The sequence below is a fragment of the Sphingobium cupriresistens LL01 genome (assembly GCF_001046645.1).
GTDB classification, from domain to species: domain Bacteria; phylum Pseudomonadota; class Alphaproteobacteria; order Sphingomonadales; family Sphingomonadaceae; genus Sphingobium; species Sphingobium cupriresistens.
Genome location: NZ_KQ130435.1, coordinates 655,371 through 670,792, shown reverse-complemented (window position 1 = coordinate 670,792; position 15,422 = coordinate 655,371). Strand labels below are relative to the sequence as shown.

General features: G+C 65.1%; 20 protein-coding genes. 3 read left to right on the top strand and 17 right to left on the bottom strand.

The genetic code is table 11. The features are described from left to right. Nucleotides 1–22 precede the first annotated feature (22 nt). The gene (locus tag V473_RS16350) at nt 23–757 is read left to right on the top strand and encodes a YggS family pyridoxal phosphate-dependent enzyme (protein WP_066607250.1); all 735 of its coding nucleotides are present in this window, start codon (nt 23–25) and stop codon (nt 755–757) included. Here the strand turns inward: V473_RS16350 and V473_RS16345 are convergent. Continuing rightward, on the bottom strand, nt 754–3,576 hold the full coding sequence (locus tag V473_RS16345; RefSeq protein ID WP_066607247.1) for a TonB-dependent receptor: 2,823 nt from the start codon (nt 3,574–3,576) through the stop codon (nt 754–756). The two genes, V473_RS16350 and V473_RS16345, sit on opposite strands and share 4 nt — an antisense overlap. 189 nt (nt 3,577–3,765) lie before the next feature. Beyond that, complete coding sequence (pdeM, locus tag V473_RS16340) at nt 3,766–4,425, bottom strand: ligase-associated DNA damage response endonuclease PdeM (RefSeq protein WP_066607241.1); 660 nt, start codon at nt 4,423–4,425, stop codon at nt 3,766–3,768. Nucleotides 4,426–4,491: 66 nt separating this feature from the next. Here pdeM and trhO point away from each other — a divergent pair, with 66 nt between their 5' ends. Next, nucleotides 4,492–5,331, top strand: coding sequence for an oxygen-dependent tRNA uridine(34) hydroxylase TrhO (trhO, locus tag V473_RS16335; protein WP_066607240.1), 840 nt, complete (start codon nt 4,492–4,494; stop codon nt 5,329–5,331). Here the strand turns inward: trhO and V473_RS16330 are convergent. The 4 genes from V473_RS16330 to V473_RS16315 are packed head-to-tail and all read right to left on the bottom strand — an operon-like array spanning nt 5,328 to nt 7,382. Beyond that, complete coding sequence (locus V473_RS16330) at nt 5,328–5,588, bottom strand: hypothetical protein (RefSeq protein WP_066607239.1); 261 nt, start codon at nt 5,586–5,588, stop codon at nt 5,328–5,330. The two genes, trhO and V473_RS16330, sit on opposite strands and share 4 nt — an antisense overlap. Nucleotides 5,589–5,591: 3 nt before the next feature. After that, nucleotides 5,592–6,332, bottom strand: coding sequence for a M48 family metallopeptidase (locus V473_RS16325; RefSeq protein WP_201785533.1), 741 nt, complete (start codon nt 6,330–6,332; stop codon nt 5,592–5,594). Then, nucleotides 6,289–6,726 carry a YcgN family cysteine cluster protein gene (locus tag V473_RS16320; RefSeq protein ID WP_066607236.1) on the bottom strand — a complete coding sequence of 146 codons (438 nt, stop codon included), beginning with the start codon at nt 6,724–6,726 and terminating at the stop codon, nt 6,289–6,291. Before V473_RS16320 ends, V473_RS16325 begins: the two co-directional genes overlap by 44 nt. Next, nucleotides 6,714–7,382 (bottom strand): SCO family protein, encoded by a 669-nt coding sequence (locus V473_RS16315; protein ID WP_148648426.1) that lies wholly within the window; start codon nt 7,380–7,382, stop codon nt 6,714–6,716. Before V473_RS16315 ends, V473_RS16320 begins: the two co-directional genes overlap by 13 nt. A 38-nt stretch (nt 7,383–7,420) precedes the next feature. On the opposite strand from V473_RS16315, the gene V473_RS16310 reads away from it, so the two are divergent. After that, nucleotides 7,421–8,035: an ankyrin repeat domain-containing protein gene (locus V473_RS16310; RefSeq protein WP_408021513.1), complete on the top strand. Its 615-nt coding sequence runs from the start codon at nt 7,421–7,423 to the stop codon at nt 8,033–8,035. A gap of 174 nt (nt 8,036–8,209) precedes the next feature. Here V473_RS16310 and V473_RS16305 read toward each other — a convergent pair whose 3' ends face one another. The 11 genes from V473_RS16305 to V473_RS16255 all read right to left on the bottom strand — a co-directional run bounded on the left by V473_RS16305 (nt 8,210) and on the right by V473_RS16255 (nt 15,323). After that, nucleotides 8,210–8,704 carry an MmcB family DNA repair protein gene (locus V473_RS16305; RefSeq protein ID WP_066607233.1) on the bottom strand — a complete coding sequence of 165 codons (495 nt, stop codon included), beginning with the start codon at nt 8,702–8,704 and terminating at the stop codon, nt 8,210–8,212. Between the two features lie 123 nt (nt 8,705–8,827). Beyond that, nucleotides 8,828–9,493: a cell wall hydrolase gene (locus V473_RS16300; RefSeq protein WP_066607231.1), complete on the bottom strand. Its 666-nt coding sequence runs from the start codon at nt 9,491–9,493 to the stop codon at nt 8,828–8,830. Nucleotides 9,494–9,668: 175 nt separating this feature from the next. Continuing rightward, nucleotides 9,669–10,010 carry a DUF1491 family protein gene (locus V473_RS16295; protein WP_066607229.1) on the bottom strand — a complete coding sequence of 114 codons (342 nt, stop codon included), beginning with the start codon at nt 10,008–10,010 and terminating at the stop codon, nt 9,669–9,671. Then, nucleotides 10,000–10,476, bottom strand: a complete 477-nt coding sequence (locus tag V473_RS16290) for a PaaI family thioesterase (RefSeq protein ID WP_066607228.1) — start codon at nt 10,474–10,476, stop codon at nt 10,000–10,002. Before V473_RS16290 ends, V473_RS16295 begins: the two co-directional genes overlap by 11 nt. After that, nucleotides 10,463–10,930 (bottom strand): PTS sugar transporter subunit IIA, encoded by a 468-nt coding sequence (locus V473_RS16285; protein ID WP_066607226.1) that lies wholly within the window; start codon nt 10,928–10,930, stop codon nt 10,463–10,465. The genes V473_RS16290 and V473_RS16285 overlap by 14 nt, the downstream gene beginning before the upstream one ends. Nucleotides 10,931–11,052: 122 nt before the next feature. Beyond that, the gene (gene hpf, locus V473_RS16280; RefSeq protein ID WP_066607224.1) at nt 11,053–11,649 is read right to left on the bottom strand and encodes a ribosome hibernation-promoting factor, HPF/YfiA family; all 597 of its coding nucleotides are present in this window, start codon (nt 11,647–11,649) and stop codon (nt 11,053–11,055) included. A gap of 88 nt (nt 11,650–11,737) precedes the next feature. Beyond that, a complete protein-coding gene (gene dnaQ, locus V473_RS16275; protein ID WP_066607221.1) occupies nt 11,738–12,430 on the bottom strand; it encodes a DNA polymerase III subunit epsilon in 693 nt (230 codons plus the stop codon). Nucleotides 12,431–12,463: 33 nt separating this feature from the next. Further along, complete coding sequence (coaE, locus tag V473_RS16270; RefSeq protein WP_066607220.1) at nt 12,464–13,057, bottom strand: dephospho-CoA kinase; 594 nt, start codon at nt 13,055–13,057, stop codon at nt 12,464–12,466. 12 nt (nt 13,058–13,069) lie between these two features. After that, nucleotides 13,070–13,897, bottom strand: coding sequence for a shikimate dehydrogenase (aroE, locus tag V473_RS16265; RefSeq protein WP_066607219.1), 828 nt, complete (start codon nt 13,895–13,897; stop codon nt 13,070–13,072). Further along, nucleotides 13,894–14,499, bottom strand: coding sequence for a Maf family protein (locus tag V473_RS16260; RefSeq protein ID WP_066607218.1), 606 nt, complete (start codon nt 14,497–14,499; stop codon nt 13,894–13,896). The genes aroE and V473_RS16260 overlap by 4 nt, the downstream gene beginning before the upstream one ends. After that, nucleotides 14,496–15,323: a pyruvate, water dikinase regulatory protein gene (locus V473_RS16255; protein ID WP_066607558.1), complete on the bottom strand. Its 828-nt coding sequence runs from the start codon at nt 15,321–15,323 to the stop codon at nt 14,496–14,498. Before V473_RS16255 ends, V473_RS16260 begins: the two co-directional genes overlap by 4 nt. Nucleotides 15,324–15,422: the final 99 nt, after the last annotated feature.

Here is a 15,422-nt window from a genome sequence, read left to right as displayed (position 1 = left end):
GCCTTCGCCTATAGCAGCGCGCATGACCACAGACACTATTATCGAAGCGGCGGAACGCCTCGCCACCCTGCGCGACAGCATCGACCGGGCCGCGCGCCTGACGCAGCGCACCGCCGACGCCATCAACCTGATCGCGGTGTCCAAGACGCACGACGCCGATGCCATCCGCCCGCTGCTCCATGCCGGGCAGCGCCGCTTCGGCGAAAATCGGGTGCAGGAAGCACAGGACAAATGGCCCGCGCTGCGCGAGGAATTTTCCGCCGTCGAACTGCATCTGGTCGGCCAGCTCCAGTCGAACAAGGCCGCCGACGCCGTGGCCCTGTTCGACGTCATCCACAGCCTCGACCGTCCCTCGCTGCTGACCGCGCTGGCCAGGGCGATGGACAGCGCGGACAAGCGCGTCCCCTGCTTCATTCAGGTCAATATCGGCGCGGAGGAGCAGAAGGGCGGCTGCGCCATTGCCGAACTGCCCGCGCTGATCGTCGCAGCGCGCGCCGCCGATATCCCTGTCCTGGGCCTGATGTGCGTGCCCCCGGCCGATATCGAGGCGGCGCCCTTCTTCGCGCTCTTGGCGAAGATTGCGCGGGAGGAGGGGCTGGAGCGCCTCTCCATGGGCATGTCGGGCGACTATGAAACGGCGATCATGCTGGGCGCGACCGATGTTCGCGTCGGCACGGCCCTATTTGGGCAAAGGCCCTCTCCCGCTCGTCCGGTTCCGGCGAGCGGGAGAGGGATGCTCAGAAACTCCCGCGCCTAAAAGCTCCCGCGCAGGGTGATGCCATAGGTGCGCGGTTCGGCCAGATAGGCGGAGATTAGCTGGTTCGCCATCGGTGCGCCCAGCGCGAACTGACCAGTTGTCGACGTGCCGGGGCTGCTCGACTGGAGCGGGCTGGAAAAGGCGACCTGGGTATAATTCTGGTTGAAGATATTCTGGCCCCAAAATTCCACCGCCCAGCGCTGGTCCGCGCCACGTATCCCGACACGGGCATTGACGATGGCATAGCCGTCCTGCCGCTTTTCGGGGAACAGGTCGGACCCGGTATTATAGTCGCTGGTCATGCGGCCATCGACATAGAAGAGCGCGGACAGGCCCGACGCGCCGATGTCCGGGGTCCAGGCCATGCTGGCGGTCGTGACCAGTTGCGGCGCGTTGCTGTTGATCGATCCGGGCAACAGGAACAGCGCGGTGTCGAGCGGGACGCTGCCGTCGCCGCTGCCCACCAGCCGGTTGGCGAATTTGGCGCGGGCATAGGTCGCGCCGCCCGACACGCGGAAGTTCCGCGCGGGGGTGACCGACGCTTCCAGTTCCACGCCCTGGCTGATCAGGCCCGGCCCGACATCGCCGCTGTCGCAGGTGCGGGCCGCCGACAGTGCCCCGTCACAGCCATTGATATTCTGCACGACGAAGCTGGTGCCGTTGAAGGTGTTGAGCTGGAAATTCTTGAACTCCTGCCGGAAGGCGGCGATGTTCACGCTCCATTTGGGCTGCGCGAATTTCAGGCCCACTTCGAACGAATCCACCTTTTCCGCGGCGAAGCGCAGGCTGGCGACGTCGGCATTGGTGCGCGGCGAAAAGACGGCCGGAATGGCGTTCAGGCCCGTCGATCCCAGTTGGAAGCGATCCAGATTATAGCCGCCCGCCTTATAGCCCTTCGAATAGCTGCCATAGAGCAGCAATTCGTCAATCGGCTTCCACGATAGCACCGCCGTCCCGGAAAATTCACCGTCGCTGATCTTGTCGTTGAGGTCGAGCGCGTTGAGACCGGTGGACGCATTGCCCAGGCACCCCAGCGTCAATATGCCGCCCGCCAGCGTCGCCGCGCTGCCCAGCGCCGGGTTGGTGGCGATGCCGGGCAGGCCCGACGCCTGCAACGCCGCGCAGGTCGCATTATTATTGTTGAAATCGGCCGAGAAGCGCTTGCTTTCATGGGTGTAGCGCAGGCCCAGGGTCAGATCGAGCCGGTTGGTGATGTGGACGATATTATGGGTGAAGAGCGCCCAATTCTCGCTCTTCTGGCGATAGAGCGACGCGACGTCGCCAGTGCCGGACGGGATCGCCGACAGGGCGCGCAGGCCGTTGCCAAGCCCGGTCGAAATCGCCCCGGCCTGCGCCGCCGCGATCGGCGCGGGCACGCCGCGCGCGATCAATGCCGCGGTCAACCCGGCGTTCAGGTTCGCCTGCGTGCCGTTGATGAGCGGCTGGGTGGCCAGGCCGCTGCCGCAGGCTGCGAGTTGCGGGGCGGTGAAATTGCTGTTCACGCTCGCCCCCGCCATCAGGCGGCAGGCGGCAAACCGGCCATAATCCGCGCCGAAGCGGATATTGTCCTGCAAGGTGAGCCGCTCATTGGCGTAATAGCCGCCGACCAGCCAGTCGAGCTTGTCGGCGAAGGCCGAACCCTGCAACCGCAATTCCTGCGTGAAGGTCTTGAACTGGCGATAGGTGTTGGGATCGCGGTAGAGCAGGTCAGCGCGGTTATAGTCGTAATCGCCATAGTCGCGAGACTTATAATCGCGATAGGCGGTGATGCTGGTCAGCTTCGCGCCGCCGAAATCATAATTGATCTCGCCCGACACGCCCCAATCCTTGAGCTTGCTGACATAGTCGCGGCCCGGCGTGGTGACGAGTTCGCGATCATAGGGATCGGCCGGAATGACGCTGCCCTGACCCGCCAGGATCGCCGCGATGCGGTTGAATGGCGCGTCGGTATAGCCGCCGCCGGCCGCCGGTCGCCGCTCGCGCGATTCGATATAGGCCGCGCCGCAGCAGCTTTCGTCGCGATTGGTATAATCACCGATCAGCCGGATGGAGAGCGCGTCATTGGGTTCGATCAGCGCCTGGCCACGCACGAAATAACGGTCGCGGTCGTTGGTGTCGCCGACTGTCGCGCCCGCGCCGTCGACCAGCTTGTAGAACCCATCGCGCTTGGACCAGACGCCGTCCAGGCTGAGCGCAATGCCATCGGCGATCGGCCCGGTGACGCGGCCCGACAGCCGCCAATAATCATAATTGCCATAGGTGATCTCACCCTTGGCATGGAAGCTGTTTTCCGGCGCCTTGCTGATGATGTTGATCAGGCCCGCCGACGCATTGCGGCCAAACAGCGTGCCCTGTGGCCCGCGCAGCACCTCGACCCGCTCGATCTCGCCCAGTTCGTTGAGGCCCGACCCGGTGCGCGAACGATAAACGCCATCGATGAACACCGCGACCGAGCTTTCCAGCCCCGGATTGTCGCCGACCGTGCCGATGCCGCGAATGCGGGCGGAGGCATTGGCTTCGGAGCCGGTGGAGGAGACGAGCAGCGACGGGGCCAGCTGGTTCAGCGTGCGGATGTCGCTCGCGCCGCTATTCTGCATGGCGGCCGCGCCCACGGCCGATACCGCGATCGGTACGTCGGACAGGGGGCTGGCGCGGCGGGTGGCGGTGACGATGATGTTGGCGCCCAAATCGTCGGCGACCGGCTGCGGCGCGGCCCCGTCCTGCATTGCATCCTGCGCCTGCGCAGCGGACGCGCCTGCGACCGCACTCATGGCCAGCGCGACGATGGCGGCAGATGCCCAGAGACTCTTGTCTGTCATGATTGGCTAATCCTCTCCTGGTCCGCGCGACTTTTCGCCGCGTCGGAACTGTGGGTGATTATGCGGACACAGCAGGGCGAAGGCAATAGAGCCAAGCTTTTCTGCGCCTTTTGGCGCAGCTGACGGCCGAATGATCCAGCTCTGTTGCCTATCGGCAACGGCTTAATATCTGCTTTCCGTAACGTCGCCTTACGATAAGGGAAAGCGCAATAAGCGGTCCGCGACCGGCACCAATGCGGCCGCTCCAGCCCCCACCGCGCGGCGAATCTCGCCATGCCCCGCATCCAGCCCCCCCGTCAGCGCACCCAGCGCAGGCAGAATCAGCTTGGTCGCCGACCCCACGAAGCACCGCCGCGACACATGCCGACCGCGCAGCGACAGGCGCAGCTTGGGGTGGAAATGGCCGGATATTTCGGGGCGCGGATCGTCCGCCTCCGCCTCATGCCGCAACCATATCCCCTCGACCTGCGCTTCCGTTACCCGACGTCCCCCCGGCATGTCCGCGACACCAACGTCATGATTGCCGGTAATCCAGGTCCAGTCCAGCCTTTCCGTAAGGGAAAATAGTCTTTTTCGGGCCGAGGGATCGAGCCGCGCCGCACCATGGGCATCATGGAAACTGTCGCCCAGCGACAAGACCGCCTGCGCGCCCGTGCGTTCCACCAGCGCCTCGATCACGTCCAGCGTCGCTTCACTGTCATGGGGCGGCAGGAACTGGCCGAAGCGCGCATACCAGCTCGCCTTCTCGAAATGCAGGTCGGCGACCAGCAACGCCCGCTGCGCCGGCCAGTAGAGCGCGGCTTCGGGCAGCGCCATGAAGGCATGACCTGCGAACGAAAGGGGAACCATCGCCCGCCTATGCGCCTCTACGCCCCGGCTTTCAAGAGGGCGCGCAAACGCCTATAGGCGCTGGCCATGTCCGCTAGTCCCCCCGCTTACACCCTCGCCGCCCTATATTGCTTCGCCCGCTTTCCCGACCCGGATGCGATCGCCGCCGACCTGCGCGCGCGCTGCGCCGATCTGGGCACGCGCGGCACGCTGATTCTGGCGGGGGAGGGGATTAACGGCACGGTCGCGGGCGACGCCGACGCGATCGCCGCGCTGGTCGACCATGTCCGCGCCTTGCCGGGTTGCGCCGATGCGGACGTCAAATATTCGTGGGCCGATAACGCGCCCTTCGCCCGGATGAAGGTGAAGGTGAAGGCGGAGATCGTGACGCTGGGCGTGGGCGATCTCGACCCGGCGACGCAGGCCGGCGCCCATCTCGACCCGGCCGACTGGAACGCGCTGATCGCCGATCCCGACACGATCGTCATCGACACGCGCAATGCCTATGAAGTGGCGGTGGGCACCTTCCAAGGCGCGATCGACCCGGAAACCCGGTCCTTCCGCGAATTTCCCGACTGGTTCGACGCTTTCGCCGCCGATCTGAAGGCGCAAGGCCGAAGCCCGAAGATCGCGATGTTCTGCACCGGCGGCATACGCTGCGAAAAATCCACCGCCCTGGTCAAGGCGCGCGGCTTTGACGATGTCTATCACCTCAAGGGCGGGATACTCCGCTATCTGGAGGAGATGCCGGAGGCCGACAGCCGCTGGCAGGGCGACTGCTATGTCTTCGACGAGCGGGTCGCGGTCGGCCATGGGCTGAAACCCGGCGACTATGTCACCTGCCGCGATTGCGGTCTGCCCCATCTGCGCGATACGGCGCATGACTGTCCGGGCGACGAGTCCGGTGTTTGGCCGCACCGGGGTTAAGCGGACGTCTCCACCAGTTCCGCTATCTCGAAATCATAGCGTTTCCATCCCCGCATCTTCGCCCCTTCCGCTGCGGCGGCGCGCTTCTTCTTCGCTTCGGCGAGCGAGCGGACATGGCCCCAGAAGACTTCGGTCTTGCCATTGTCCAGCACCGCCACGATTCGCCAATAATGGGTGAAGGGATCGGCGGTCGGCCCGATCGTCTTGACATAGCCGTCCGCCATGGTGGCGGTCAGGTAACGCTTCTTGCGGGCCATGCATCAGCCCCGATAGCGATGCAGGCCCGCGCCATGCGCCCGCAGCCACGCCCGCGCCGGACGCGGGTCCGCGCCATAGATGCGCGCATGGGCGGCATGAAAGGCGGGACTATGGTCCATGTGCAGCAGATGCGCCAGTTCATGGGCCACGGTCGCCCGGCGCACCTCCGGCGGGGCCAGGATCAGCCGCCAGCTATAGCGGATCGCCCCGGACGACGCGCAACTGCCCCAACGACTGCGGGTATCCCCCACGCCGACCGACGCGACGATCAGCCCATGCTCGCGCGCGATTTCGTGGCTTTCGGTTTCCAGCACCGCCCTGGCCCGGCTGACGAGCCAGCGCTGCACTCGCGCGCCCACTGATTCCGCCGCGCCGCCCAGCAGCAGCCGGTCGCCCTCCAGTCGGATCGTTCGGGTCGCGCCCGCGACCCAGTGGATCGTCACCTCGCGCCCCTCCAGCGGGAAGACCGCGCCATGGTCGAGCCGCGTGACAGCGGGCTGCCTGGCCATCTGGGCGCGCACCCAGCCTTCATGATTCTGCGCCCAGCCGAGCGCCTTTTTCAGGTTGGCCCGCGCCGGCAGCGACAGGCGCAACGCCCCGCGCGTGCTGTCGATCGTCAGCCGGTAGGCCCGCGCCCGCGCCGATCGGCGCACCAGCACCGGCATGGCCACGCCATCGATCAGGATCGCCGCATCGGGATCAGAGTTCGCGGTCGACAAGATGATTTTCCCAATCGCCCGCATCGGCCTCCGCAATGGTCCAGCCGCGCACCGATTCCTGCGCGCGATGCACCGCTTCCCGGTCGCCGCAGATCAGATAATGCCAGGCGGGCAGCGGCTGCCCTTCTTCGCGCAGCCGATAGGCGCACGTCCTGGGCAGCCAGCCGATCTGCCTGACCTTCGCCGGGGTCAGCCGCACGCAATCGGGGACGAATTTGCGCCGATCCTTGTAATTGCTGCATTGCCCGCTTTGCCGGTCGAGCAGGCGACAGGCGACGTTGGTCGGATAGATTCGCCCCGTCTCCTCATCCTCCGCCTTGTGCAGGCAGCATTTGCCGCAGCCGTCGCACAGCGCTTCCCACTCGGCCTTGTCGAGCTTGTCGAGGGGTTTTTCCCAGAAGGGCGTCACTTGACCCATTTTTCCAGGAAGGCCAGCACCTTGTCCGGCGCGCCTTCATCCACGTCCGCCGTGGCGGGATCGTCCACCGGCACCAGCGCCACCGGCTTGCCGTCGCTATCGAACAGATAGGGGGTGCGGCTGTGGCTGACCATATAGTCGGTCGCGCCATCGGACTTTTCGGGATTGTAGATCACCACGAAATCCTTGGCGACCTTGGCGATCTGCTCCTTCGTGCCGGTCAGGCCGGTCAGACGCGGGTGGAAGGCCGCGACATAGGATTTGAGCACCGCGGGCGTATCGCGCTGCGGATCGACGCTGATCAGCATCGGCTGCACCTTCGCGGCCAGCGCCGGCCTGGCCTGCTCGAACTTGGAAAAGCCCTGCATGATCCGTTGCAGGTCGACCGGGCAGACGTCCGGGCAATAAGTGTAGCCGAAATAGACCAGTCGATACTGGCCCTTATAATCGTCCCAACGGGTCGGCTTGCCGTCCTGGTTGGTCAGTGTGAAGGGCGCGCCGATCCGCGCGCCGATCAATTCGCCCTGTTCGCTGTCGCCGCTTGATGCATTCCCGTCAGCACCCATATTGCAGGCAGCCAGCAAGGCGAGGAAGGGCAGGGCGATGGAAGGCAGGATGGATGGGGCGACGTCTTTGTTCATGGCATGGCCAGCCATGCCCTGCTAGGACGCGATTTGCAAATGCAACGGGGCGCATGATGAAGACGAAGCTTTTTTCCGCATTGCTGGGTTCGCTGGCGCTGGCGCTGCTGGTTCCCGGTCCCGCCCAGGCGCAATTTTCGGACAATTACAATTTTCTGAAGGCGGTGAAGGACAAGGATGGGGAGAAGGTCACCAACCTGCTCCAGAAACCCGGCTCCACCGTCATCAACAGCCGCGACGTATCGACCGGCGAAAATGCGCTGCACATCCTCGTCGCCCGGCGCGATGGAACCTGGCTGACCTTCCTGTTGTCGAAGGGCGCCAATCCCAACCTGACCGACAATGACGGCAACAGCCCGCTGATGGATGCGGTGCAGGGTCGGTTCGAGGAAGGCGTGCGCACGCTGCTCGCCTACAAGGCGCAGGTCGACAAGGTGAATGACAGCGGCGAAACCCCCCTGATCCGCGCGGTGCAACTGCGCGACGTCGGCCTTGTCCGCCTGCTGGTGGCGCAGGGCGCGAACCCCGAAAAGCGCGACACCCTCGCCGGCATGTCCGCGCGCGATTATGCCAAGCGCGACGACCGCACGCCGGGCCTCACCGAAGCGCTCGACGCCGCCAAACCCGCCGCCGCGCCCCAGGGACCAGTGCAGGGGCCGGTGTTTTGAGGAAGTAGGGTAAGGCGGGTTTGGGCGGGAAGCGGACATAGGAAATCCGTTCAGGCTGAGCGAAGTCGAAGCCCTCTGCCGAGCGGAGCGAGGCCAAATGCTTCGCCTTCGCTCAGGGCGAACGGATTGCAAGGGTCGGCCAAGGTCCGCTTCTGGTCGCCTATGGCCGTCCCCCTACCAGCCCAGTTCCGTAACATGGTCCGGGTCGCTGAGCGCCGTCAACCGCCGGGCGGCGCGGCGGGCGAAGCGCAGCGTCTCCGCCTTGCGCCGGGCGGCCGCCAGCGGCTCCACCGGGGCCGGGCGCACCAGTTCGGCGTCATATTGGTCCGCGACGATCAGGCCGGTGCGCGTCGGCCACAGCGCCTCGCTCTCGAACGGGGCAAGGTCGAACCCGGCCGGCACCGCCCAGAAGAAGCGGTCGCAATAGTCGAAATAGTCGGGCCATTTCATGTCGCCCAACAGGTCCGCCCGGCTGCACTTGATCTCTACGATGGTCAGCCGCCCCGCGCCGTCGATCGCCATGATGTCGGCGCGGCGTCCATTGGGCAGCGGCACTTCCAATATGCCGCTCATGTCGTGGCGGAAGAAGAGTCGCAGCGTGCCGCGCGCCACCGCCAGGGCGGTGCCGTCGGTCAGCGGCGAACAGGCGTCTATCGGGGCGCTACTCATCGCGCCACCATAGAACAGGACAGGAACATATGAAAAGGCCGATTCGGACGAACCGAACCGGCCTTGAAAATTTCGCCATCGCGAACCGGCGCGTTCCCACGCCCGATCGTCGCCGCCATATCCTCAACGATAGAAGATATGATTGTCGATCATCGCCAGCTTGGCCTTGCCCCAGCCCGGCGATACGCGGCGGGCGTGGAAGAAGAGCGCGCCTTCCGCGCGGCTGTCCCAGCTGTCGTTCATCGCGATCTGGGCGATGGCGACGGCTTCGCGCCAGCTACGGCTGTCGGCGCGCACGGCCGGCATCGAATGGCCCCGCACGAAGCTGAACTGGCTGGGTTGATAGACGACGCCGCACAGGCTGTCGGCGAAGCGGCCGGACTTGGCCCGGTTGATGATCACGCGCGCGACGGCCAGCTGACCTTCCAGGCTTTCGCCCTTGGATTCGAAATAGACCGCGCCGGCCAGGCAATGCATGTCGCCGTCCAGCTCCTCAGGCGCGCCTTGGGCGTCGACCAGAGCAGCGAGGCTGGTCGCCTGCGCGTCGGAATCGGTAGAAAATTCGGGGTCGGCCTTGTCGGCCGATGCCAGCGGCTGCGTAATTTCACGCGGCGCGGCGAAAATGACGGCGGATTGCGCGCCAGTCGGGGACGTTTGCGGAAACGTCTGGGGGAGAGAGGTGGTCGTGGCGATCGATTCGCCCGCGATCGACATATCGGACGCCGTGACCGCAGCAGCGGCGGACAGGGCGAAGGCTGCGGCGATGGCAGCTTTCAGACGAAAACTCATTATCACTCAAAAACATGCGGTTATTGGCCGGAAACGTCGTTTCAACCGATATTCTTATGACGTTCGGCCGCCCCCCGTCTGCGTGTTTACCGGCCCCGCCCCCCAATGGGCGAATTCGGCAACCTGCGCGTTGGCGTGGGCGGCCTCTGCCCAAACCATTGCGATGAGTCAACGATCAGCCGAGTGTTTCCACGGCAAACCGTTCCGCTTCCGGGATGTCGAGTTCGATTATCCACAGGTCGGGGTCCGACTTGCGCCGGCGCGCTACATATTGAGCGAGCGCCTCTGGCCCCTCTTCGATAGAAGGACCACAACGCATTAACGCATAACCCCCGGCAAAGTTCGACACCCTTTCGAAAAGACCCGTTTCCCGCCCTTTTTCAAGCGTCTGGACCAGAATCACACCGCTGATCACGTCGCCCTTGACCAGGATCGTGGCGAAACCGCCGGCGGCCGCGACCCGCCGCCGCAGCGCGCCCACCAGCATCGCGCTGGTCAGCCGGGCGTCAGCGGCCATAGCCCGGCAGCGAAGAGAGCGAAAATTGCGATCGCATGAAGGTGCCGGTGCCACGCCCGACCTCTTCGCCGTCGGAATCGATCAGGCTTGCTTCGGCGACATAGACCCGTCGCTTGCCGCTGATCCAGCGACCCTCGGCGCGAATCCGGCCCGGCGCGATCGGACGGGTGAAGAGCAGGTTGAAGGCGGTGGTCAGCAGGAAACGGTCGCTGACCAGGCTGTTGGCGGCGTAGAAGGCCGCATCATCCAGCATCTTGAAATAGACGGTGCCATGCACCGCGCCCGCAGCATGAAACTGGCTTTCATCGACGTCGAAGTCGATCACCGACCGGCCCGGCTCGCTGATCGTCAGGTCCGACCGGAACAGCCGGTTGATCGGCGCGGAACGGTAGAGATTCTCCAACGCGCGGAAATGCGCGGTTTCGCCGCTCGCGCCGGCGCCGGGCGTCGTCTCAGGCAGCGTCACGCGCCTCGCCGCCCGCCAGCAGCGCGTGGAGCGCGCCGGTCGACTGTGCGCCGCGCAACCGGGTCACCTGACCCTCATCGCGCAAATAGCGCGACACGCGCGCCAGCGTCTTCAGATGTTCTGCGCCGCTATCGACCGGCGACAGCAGGGCGAAGACGACATCCACCGGCGCTTCGTCCACCGCGTCGAACGGCACCGCCGGGTCGAGCAGCACGACCACGCCGCACATTTTGGACAGGCCTGCGATCTTGGCATGGGGAATGGCGACGCCGCCGCCAAAGCCCGTGGACCCCAGCCGTTCGCGCTCGAACAGGGCGTCACCCACCTCGTCCGCGTCCAGATCATAGGCGCAGGCGGCAAGCCCCGCGATCTTCTGAAATAATTGCTTCTTGCCGTTCGCCGACAGGCCCGTGGCGAGCGCGTCGGCCGAAACGATGTCGTTGAAGTGAACCATGGTCAATCCGAAACGGCCGAGCCGCGCGGCACAGTCTTCGCGCTTTCCTCGGACAATGAAAGCCCGGCCCCATAAGCCGCCCGCACCATCAGGTCAACAGGCGGCCGGGGCCGGGCGCAGGATCAACCGCGTGGTTCGACCCAACCTATGGTGCCGTCATGCCGACGATAGACCATATTATAGGCCGATGTGCCGGCGTTGAGAAACAGCAGCGCATTGGTGTTGCGCAGGTCCAGCATCATCACCGCGTCCGACACGCTCGCTTCGGGGATGTCGACGCGGGTTTCCGCCACGATCAGCGGCGCATCGGCGGCGTCTTCCTCATCCTCCATAGTGCTCGCGAAGATGGTGTAGCCAGCGCCATCGATGTCATCGACGCTATAGCCGTTGGTCCGCTGCGCTTCTGCGGCGGCGGCCTGGCTGCTGCGGTCCTTGAGGCGGCGCATGTAGCGGCGCAGCTGTTTCTCGATACGCTCGCACGCCTGATCGAAGGATGGATGCGCCTCCTGCGCTTCGCCGGCGCCTTTCAGGATCAGGCCGGTCATGACATGGCACACGATGTCGCAGTGGAACGCGCCATGGGGCGCCTTGCGAAAAGTGACATGGGCCGAAATCGTGCGGGAGAAATATTTCTCGGCCATCGCCTCCAAACGGTCGGTGACATGGCTTTTGAGCGCCTCACCCGTTTCGACCTGATGCCCGGAAATGCGAATGTCCATATGCCTTCTCCTTGTTCTTGCCAGGCCGCCAGGAAGGCGACCCGGTTGGTCTGGAGACATGGGGGGACCGGTCAACGACCGGCTTGCCTCAGGCCTCCTCCAGCCAGAGCGGCTTGGTGAGCGTCGCGATGAACGCCGCATGCCGCTCCAGCTCCTGCGCGCTGGCTGTGAAGACGCGCGCAGGACGAACAGGGCGAACCACGGCGCCAGCCGACAGTTCCACCCCGACGATCTCTTTATCCTCCTCCTGTGCCAGACCCAGGCCGATCTGACGGCCGCCGGTCAGTTCGATATACAGCTGCGCCAGCAATTCGGCATCGAGCAGCGCGCCATGCTTGACGCGATGGCTGCGGTCGATGCCGTATCGGGTGCAGAGCGCGTCCAGGCTGTGCTTGGCGCCGGGATGCAGCGTGCGGGCGATCGCCACCGTGTCGATCATCCGGTCCAGCGACACGTCGGCATGGCCGCACCGGCGCAATTCATGGTTCAGGAATCCGAAGTCGAACCGCGCATTATGCGCGACCAGCGGGCTGTCCTCCAGAAAGGCGAGCAGGTCGGCCGCGCCACTGTGGAACAGCGGCTTGTCCGACAGGAAATGGGTCGACAGGCCATGCACCGCCTCGGCCGCGGCGGGCATGTCGCGCTGTGGATTATAATAAGCGTGAAAGGTGCGACCCGATGGCACCCGGTTGATCAATTCGATGCAGCCGATCTCGACCATCCTGTCGCCGGATGCCGGATCGAATCCTGTCGTTTCGGTGTCGAAAATGATCTCGCGCATCGCCCTCTTCGTTTCGACTCTATGGGCCAACCCTTATCGACCTGTCTGCGCGCCAAGGCAAGCGACCAGACGGCGCACCTGCGCTCGGGTGTCGGTAAAGGTTGCGCCGGTGCGGATGATATGGTCCGCCCGTCGCCGCTTTTGCGCGTCGGGGGTTTGCAGATGGACGATCTGTCGGAATTTCGTCGCCGTCATGCCAGGTCGCGCCAGCACCCGCTTGCGCTGTTTCCATGCCGGCGCGGTGACGACGATAACCCCGTCCAACCGCCGGTGCCCATGGGTTTCGAACAATAAGGGAATATCGAGAACCACGAATTTCCGCGACCGGTGTCGGCGCAGGAACAGCCGTCGCGCCGCCTGCACCGCCGGATGGACGATCGCTTCCAGCGCCCGGCGTTCCTGCGGATGGCCGAACACCGCCGCGCCCAGCTTCGCCCGGTCCACGCCCCTTGGCCCGGTCGTGCCGGGAAAACGCGCCTCTATCGCGGGGAGCAGCGCACCGCCCGGTCCCTGCAAAATATGCACCTGCGCGTCGGCGTCGAACACGGGCACGCCTTCGCGCCGCAGCATCGCCGCGACCGCCGACTTGCCCATGCCGATCGATCCGGTCAGGCCATAGACTTTCATCGTCGCCAGCCCTTAATCGTCCGCCGCGATCAGCAGCGCCCGCAATTCCGCGTCCAGGTCGCGCGGCGCCTGCGCGTCGAAGAAGATGTCGAAAGCGAGCGCCGCCTGGCCGATCAGCATCTCCAGGCCATCGAGCGTCTTGAGGCCCCGTGCTTTGGCGGTCTTGAGCAGGCCCGTCTCCAGCGGCGCATAGACGATGTCATAGACCGTCGCATTGTCCGCCAACGGGGCCAGGGCCAGGTCCAGCACCGGCTGGCCGATCATGCCGAGCGAGGTCGAATTGACCAGCAGGTCGGCCGCGGGCAGCGCGTCGCCCAGCCCGATCGCCCGGCCCGGCGCGCCGCTGCGGTTCAGCAGCGCCTGCGCCTTGGCCACGTCGCGCGCCATGATGGTGATGTCGGGCACGCCCAGGCTGGACAGCGCGAACAGGATCGCGCGCGCCGCGCCGCCCGATCCGACGATCACCGCGCTCTGCCCCTTCCACTTGTCGCGTAGCAGCGGCTGGAGGAAGCCGCCCGCATCGGTATTGGTGCCGATCAATGGCCCGCCGGTTTCGCTGGCGATGGTGTTGACCGCGCCGATCCGCTCGCGCACCCCGCCCGGGTCGTCGACATAGTCCATCACCGCGATCTTGTGCGGAATGGTGACGTTGCAACCCAGCCAGTCGGGATCGCTCCGCCGCATCAGGAAATAGGCGGCCAGCCCCTGCGGCGTCACGTGGGTTTTCTTATATTCCGCCTCGATATCCAGCGCGTTCAGCCAGAAATTGTGAATCAGGGGCGATTTGCTGTGGTCGATCGGATCACCGATCACTTCGGCATAGGGCAACTTGTCGGTCATGCCGCCAAAACGCCGCGCACGCGCAGAAAGTCAAGCAAAGGCAGCAAAGGCAGTCCTTGAATCGCGAACTGGCTGCCCTCGACCTTGCTGAACAGTTGTGCGCCCGGACCCTCGATCCGGTAGCAGCCCACGCACCAGCGCAATGCGTCCCAGTCCGCGTCGAGATAGGAAGCGATGAAGGCGTCGGACAAGGGCCGCACCGTCATCCGCACCCGCTCGACATGGCGCCAGATCGGCTCGCCATTTAGCACGATGACCGCCGCGCTGTGGAGGTGATGGACCCGGCCGGACAAGAGCTGCAATATCCGTGTCGCGTCGGCGCGATCAACCGCCTTGTCGATCATTACGCCGCGATCATCGCCATCGCCGATACTCAGCGTCTGGTCGCAGCCCAGCACCAGCGCGCCCGGCACGCGGCGCGACACCTTGAGCGCCTTCAGTTCCGCCAGCGCATCGGCCAGCGCGCGCGCGTCCAGCCCGTCGGCGCGCAGCGCGTCTTTGGCGGCCTCCTCATCGACGCCGGGCGAGAGGGTTTCGAACGGCACCAGCGCCGCAATCAACATCGCCTTGCGGCTCGCGCTCTGCGACGCCAGCACGATCATGCCTCTACGCCCTCCGCCAGTTCGCGGTCGTTGAACAGGTTGATGATCGCCGCGGCGGCCTCCTCGATCGACCGGCGGGTCATGTCGATCACCGGCCAGCCATTGTCGGCGAACATCCGTCGGGCGAAGGCCAGTTCCTCCTGCACCTTCTCATTATCGACATAGGCGGTTTCGGGCGCCTGGTTGAGCGAGAGCAGACGGTTGCGGCGGATCTGGATCAGCCGTTCGGGGCTGACGGTCAGCCCCACCACCATCGGATGCTTCAGGCTGTAGAGATTATGCGGCGGCGGCGATTCCGGGACCAGCGGGATATTGGCGGTCTTGTAGCCGCGATTGGCCAGATAGATCGATGTCGGCGTTTTTGACGCGCGCGACACACCGGCCAGCACGATGTCGGCCTCCTCCCAATTTTCATGGCCCACGCCGTCATCATGCGCGATGGTGAACTGGATCGCTTCGATCCGGGCGAAATAGGCTTCGTCCAATATATGTTTGCGCCCCGGCCGGGTCCGCGTCTCTTGCCCCAATATGTTGGACAGGGCGTCGGCCACGCTGTCGAGCGCCGCCACATGGGGCAGGCCAAGCGCGCGGCAGCGCGTCTCCAGCCGTTTGCGCAGGGGGTGGTTGGTCAGGGTGAAGAGGACGAGGCCGGGATTGGCGCTGATCTCCTCCATGATCCGGTCGAGATGGACATCGGACCGCACCATCGGCCAGAAATGGCGGATCGCCTCGACATTTTCGAACAGGCCGATCGCCGCCTTGGCGATATTCTCCAGCGTTTCGCCGGTGGAGTCAGACAGGAGATGGAGATGGATGCGCGCCATGGGCATATCTCTGTGGGCAGGCTGTGGATAAAGCAAGGGATGAAATAGGGGATAAAAACCCGTCTTTCCGCCATCCCCGGAGCCGGGAATCTTATCCAC

What these genes read in the sequence shown, in the direction of transcription:
- V473_RS16285 (WP_066607226.1), bottom strand. Translation starts at nt 10,930, where the DNA reads ATGGTTCACTTCAACGACATCGTTTCGGCCGACGCGCTCGCCACGGGC.
- dnaQ (WP_066607221.1), bottom strand. Translation starts at nt 12,430, where the DNA reads ATGCGCGAGATCATTTTCGACACCGAAACGACAGGATTCGATCCGGCA.
- hpf (WP_066607224.1), bottom strand. Translation starts at nt 11,649, where the DNA reads ATGGACATTCGCATTTCCGGGCATCAGGTCGAAACGGGTGAGGCGCTC.
- V473_RS16295 (WP_066607229.1), bottom strand. Translation starts at nt 10,010, where the DNA reads ATGGCCGCTGACGCCCGGCTGACCAGCGCGATGCTGGTGGGCGCGCTG.
- V473_RS16330 (WP_066607239.1), bottom strand. Translation starts at nt 5,588, where the DNA reads ATGGCCCGCAAGAAGCGTTACCTGACCGCCACCATGGCGGACGGCTAT.
- V473_RS16350 (WP_066607250.1), top strand. Translation starts at nt 23, where the DNA reads ATGACCACAGACACTATTATCGAAGCGGCGGAACGCCTCGCCACCCTG.
- trhO (WP_066607240.1), top strand. Translation starts at nt 4,492, where the DNA reads ATGTCCGCTAGTCCCCCCGCTTACACCCTCGCCGCCCTATATTGCTTC.
- V473_RS16255 (WP_066607558.1), bottom strand. Translation starts at nt 15,323, where the DNA reads ATGGCGCGCATCCATCTCCATCTCCTGTCTGACTCCACCGGCGAAACG.
- pdeM (WP_066607241.1), bottom strand. Translation starts at nt 4,425, where the DNA reads ATGGTTCCCCTTTCGTTCGCAGGTCATGCCTTCATGGCGCTGCCCGAA.
- V473_RS16320 (WP_066607236.1), bottom strand. Translation starts at nt 6,726, where the DNA reads ATGGGTCAAGTGACGCCCTTCTGGGAAAAACCCCTCGACAAGCTCGAC.
- V473_RS16345 (WP_066607247.1), bottom strand. Translation starts at nt 3,576, where the DNA reads ATGACAGACAAGAGTCTCTGGGCATCTGCCGCCATCGTCGCGCTGGCC.
- V473_RS16300 (WP_066607231.1), bottom strand. Translation starts at nt 9,493, where the DNA reads ATGAGTTTTCGTCTGAAAGCTGCCATCGCCGCAGCCTTCGCCCTGTCC.
- aroE (WP_066607219.1), bottom strand. Translation starts at nt 13,897, where the DNA reads ATGACCGACAAGTTGCCCTATGCCGAAGTGATCGGTGATCCGATCGAC.
- coaE (WP_066607220.1), bottom strand. Translation starts at nt 13,057, where the DNA reads ATGAAAGTCTATGGCCTGACCGGATCGATCGGCATGGGCAAGTCGGCG.
- V473_RS16325 (WP_201785533.1), bottom strand. Translation starts at nt 6,332, where the DNA reads ATGCGGGCGATTGGGAAAATCATCTTGTCGACCGCGAACTCTGATCCC.
- V473_RS16260 (WP_066607218.1), bottom strand. Translation starts at nt 14,499, where the DNA reads ATGATCGTGCTGGCGTCGCAGAGCGCGAGCCGCAAGGCGATGTTGATT.
- V473_RS16305 (WP_066607233.1), bottom strand. Translation starts at nt 8,704, where the DNA reads ATGAGTAGCGCCCCGATAGACGCCTGTTCGCCGCTGACCGACGGCACC.
- V473_RS16315 (WP_148648426.1), bottom strand. Translation starts at nt 7,382, where the DNA reads ATGGCTGGCCATGCCATGAACAAAGACGTCGCCCCATCCATCCTGCCT.
- V473_RS16310 (WP_408021513.1), top strand. Translation starts at nt 7,421, where the DNA reads ATGATGAAGACGAAGCTTTTTTCCGCATTGCTGGGTTCGCTGGCGCTG.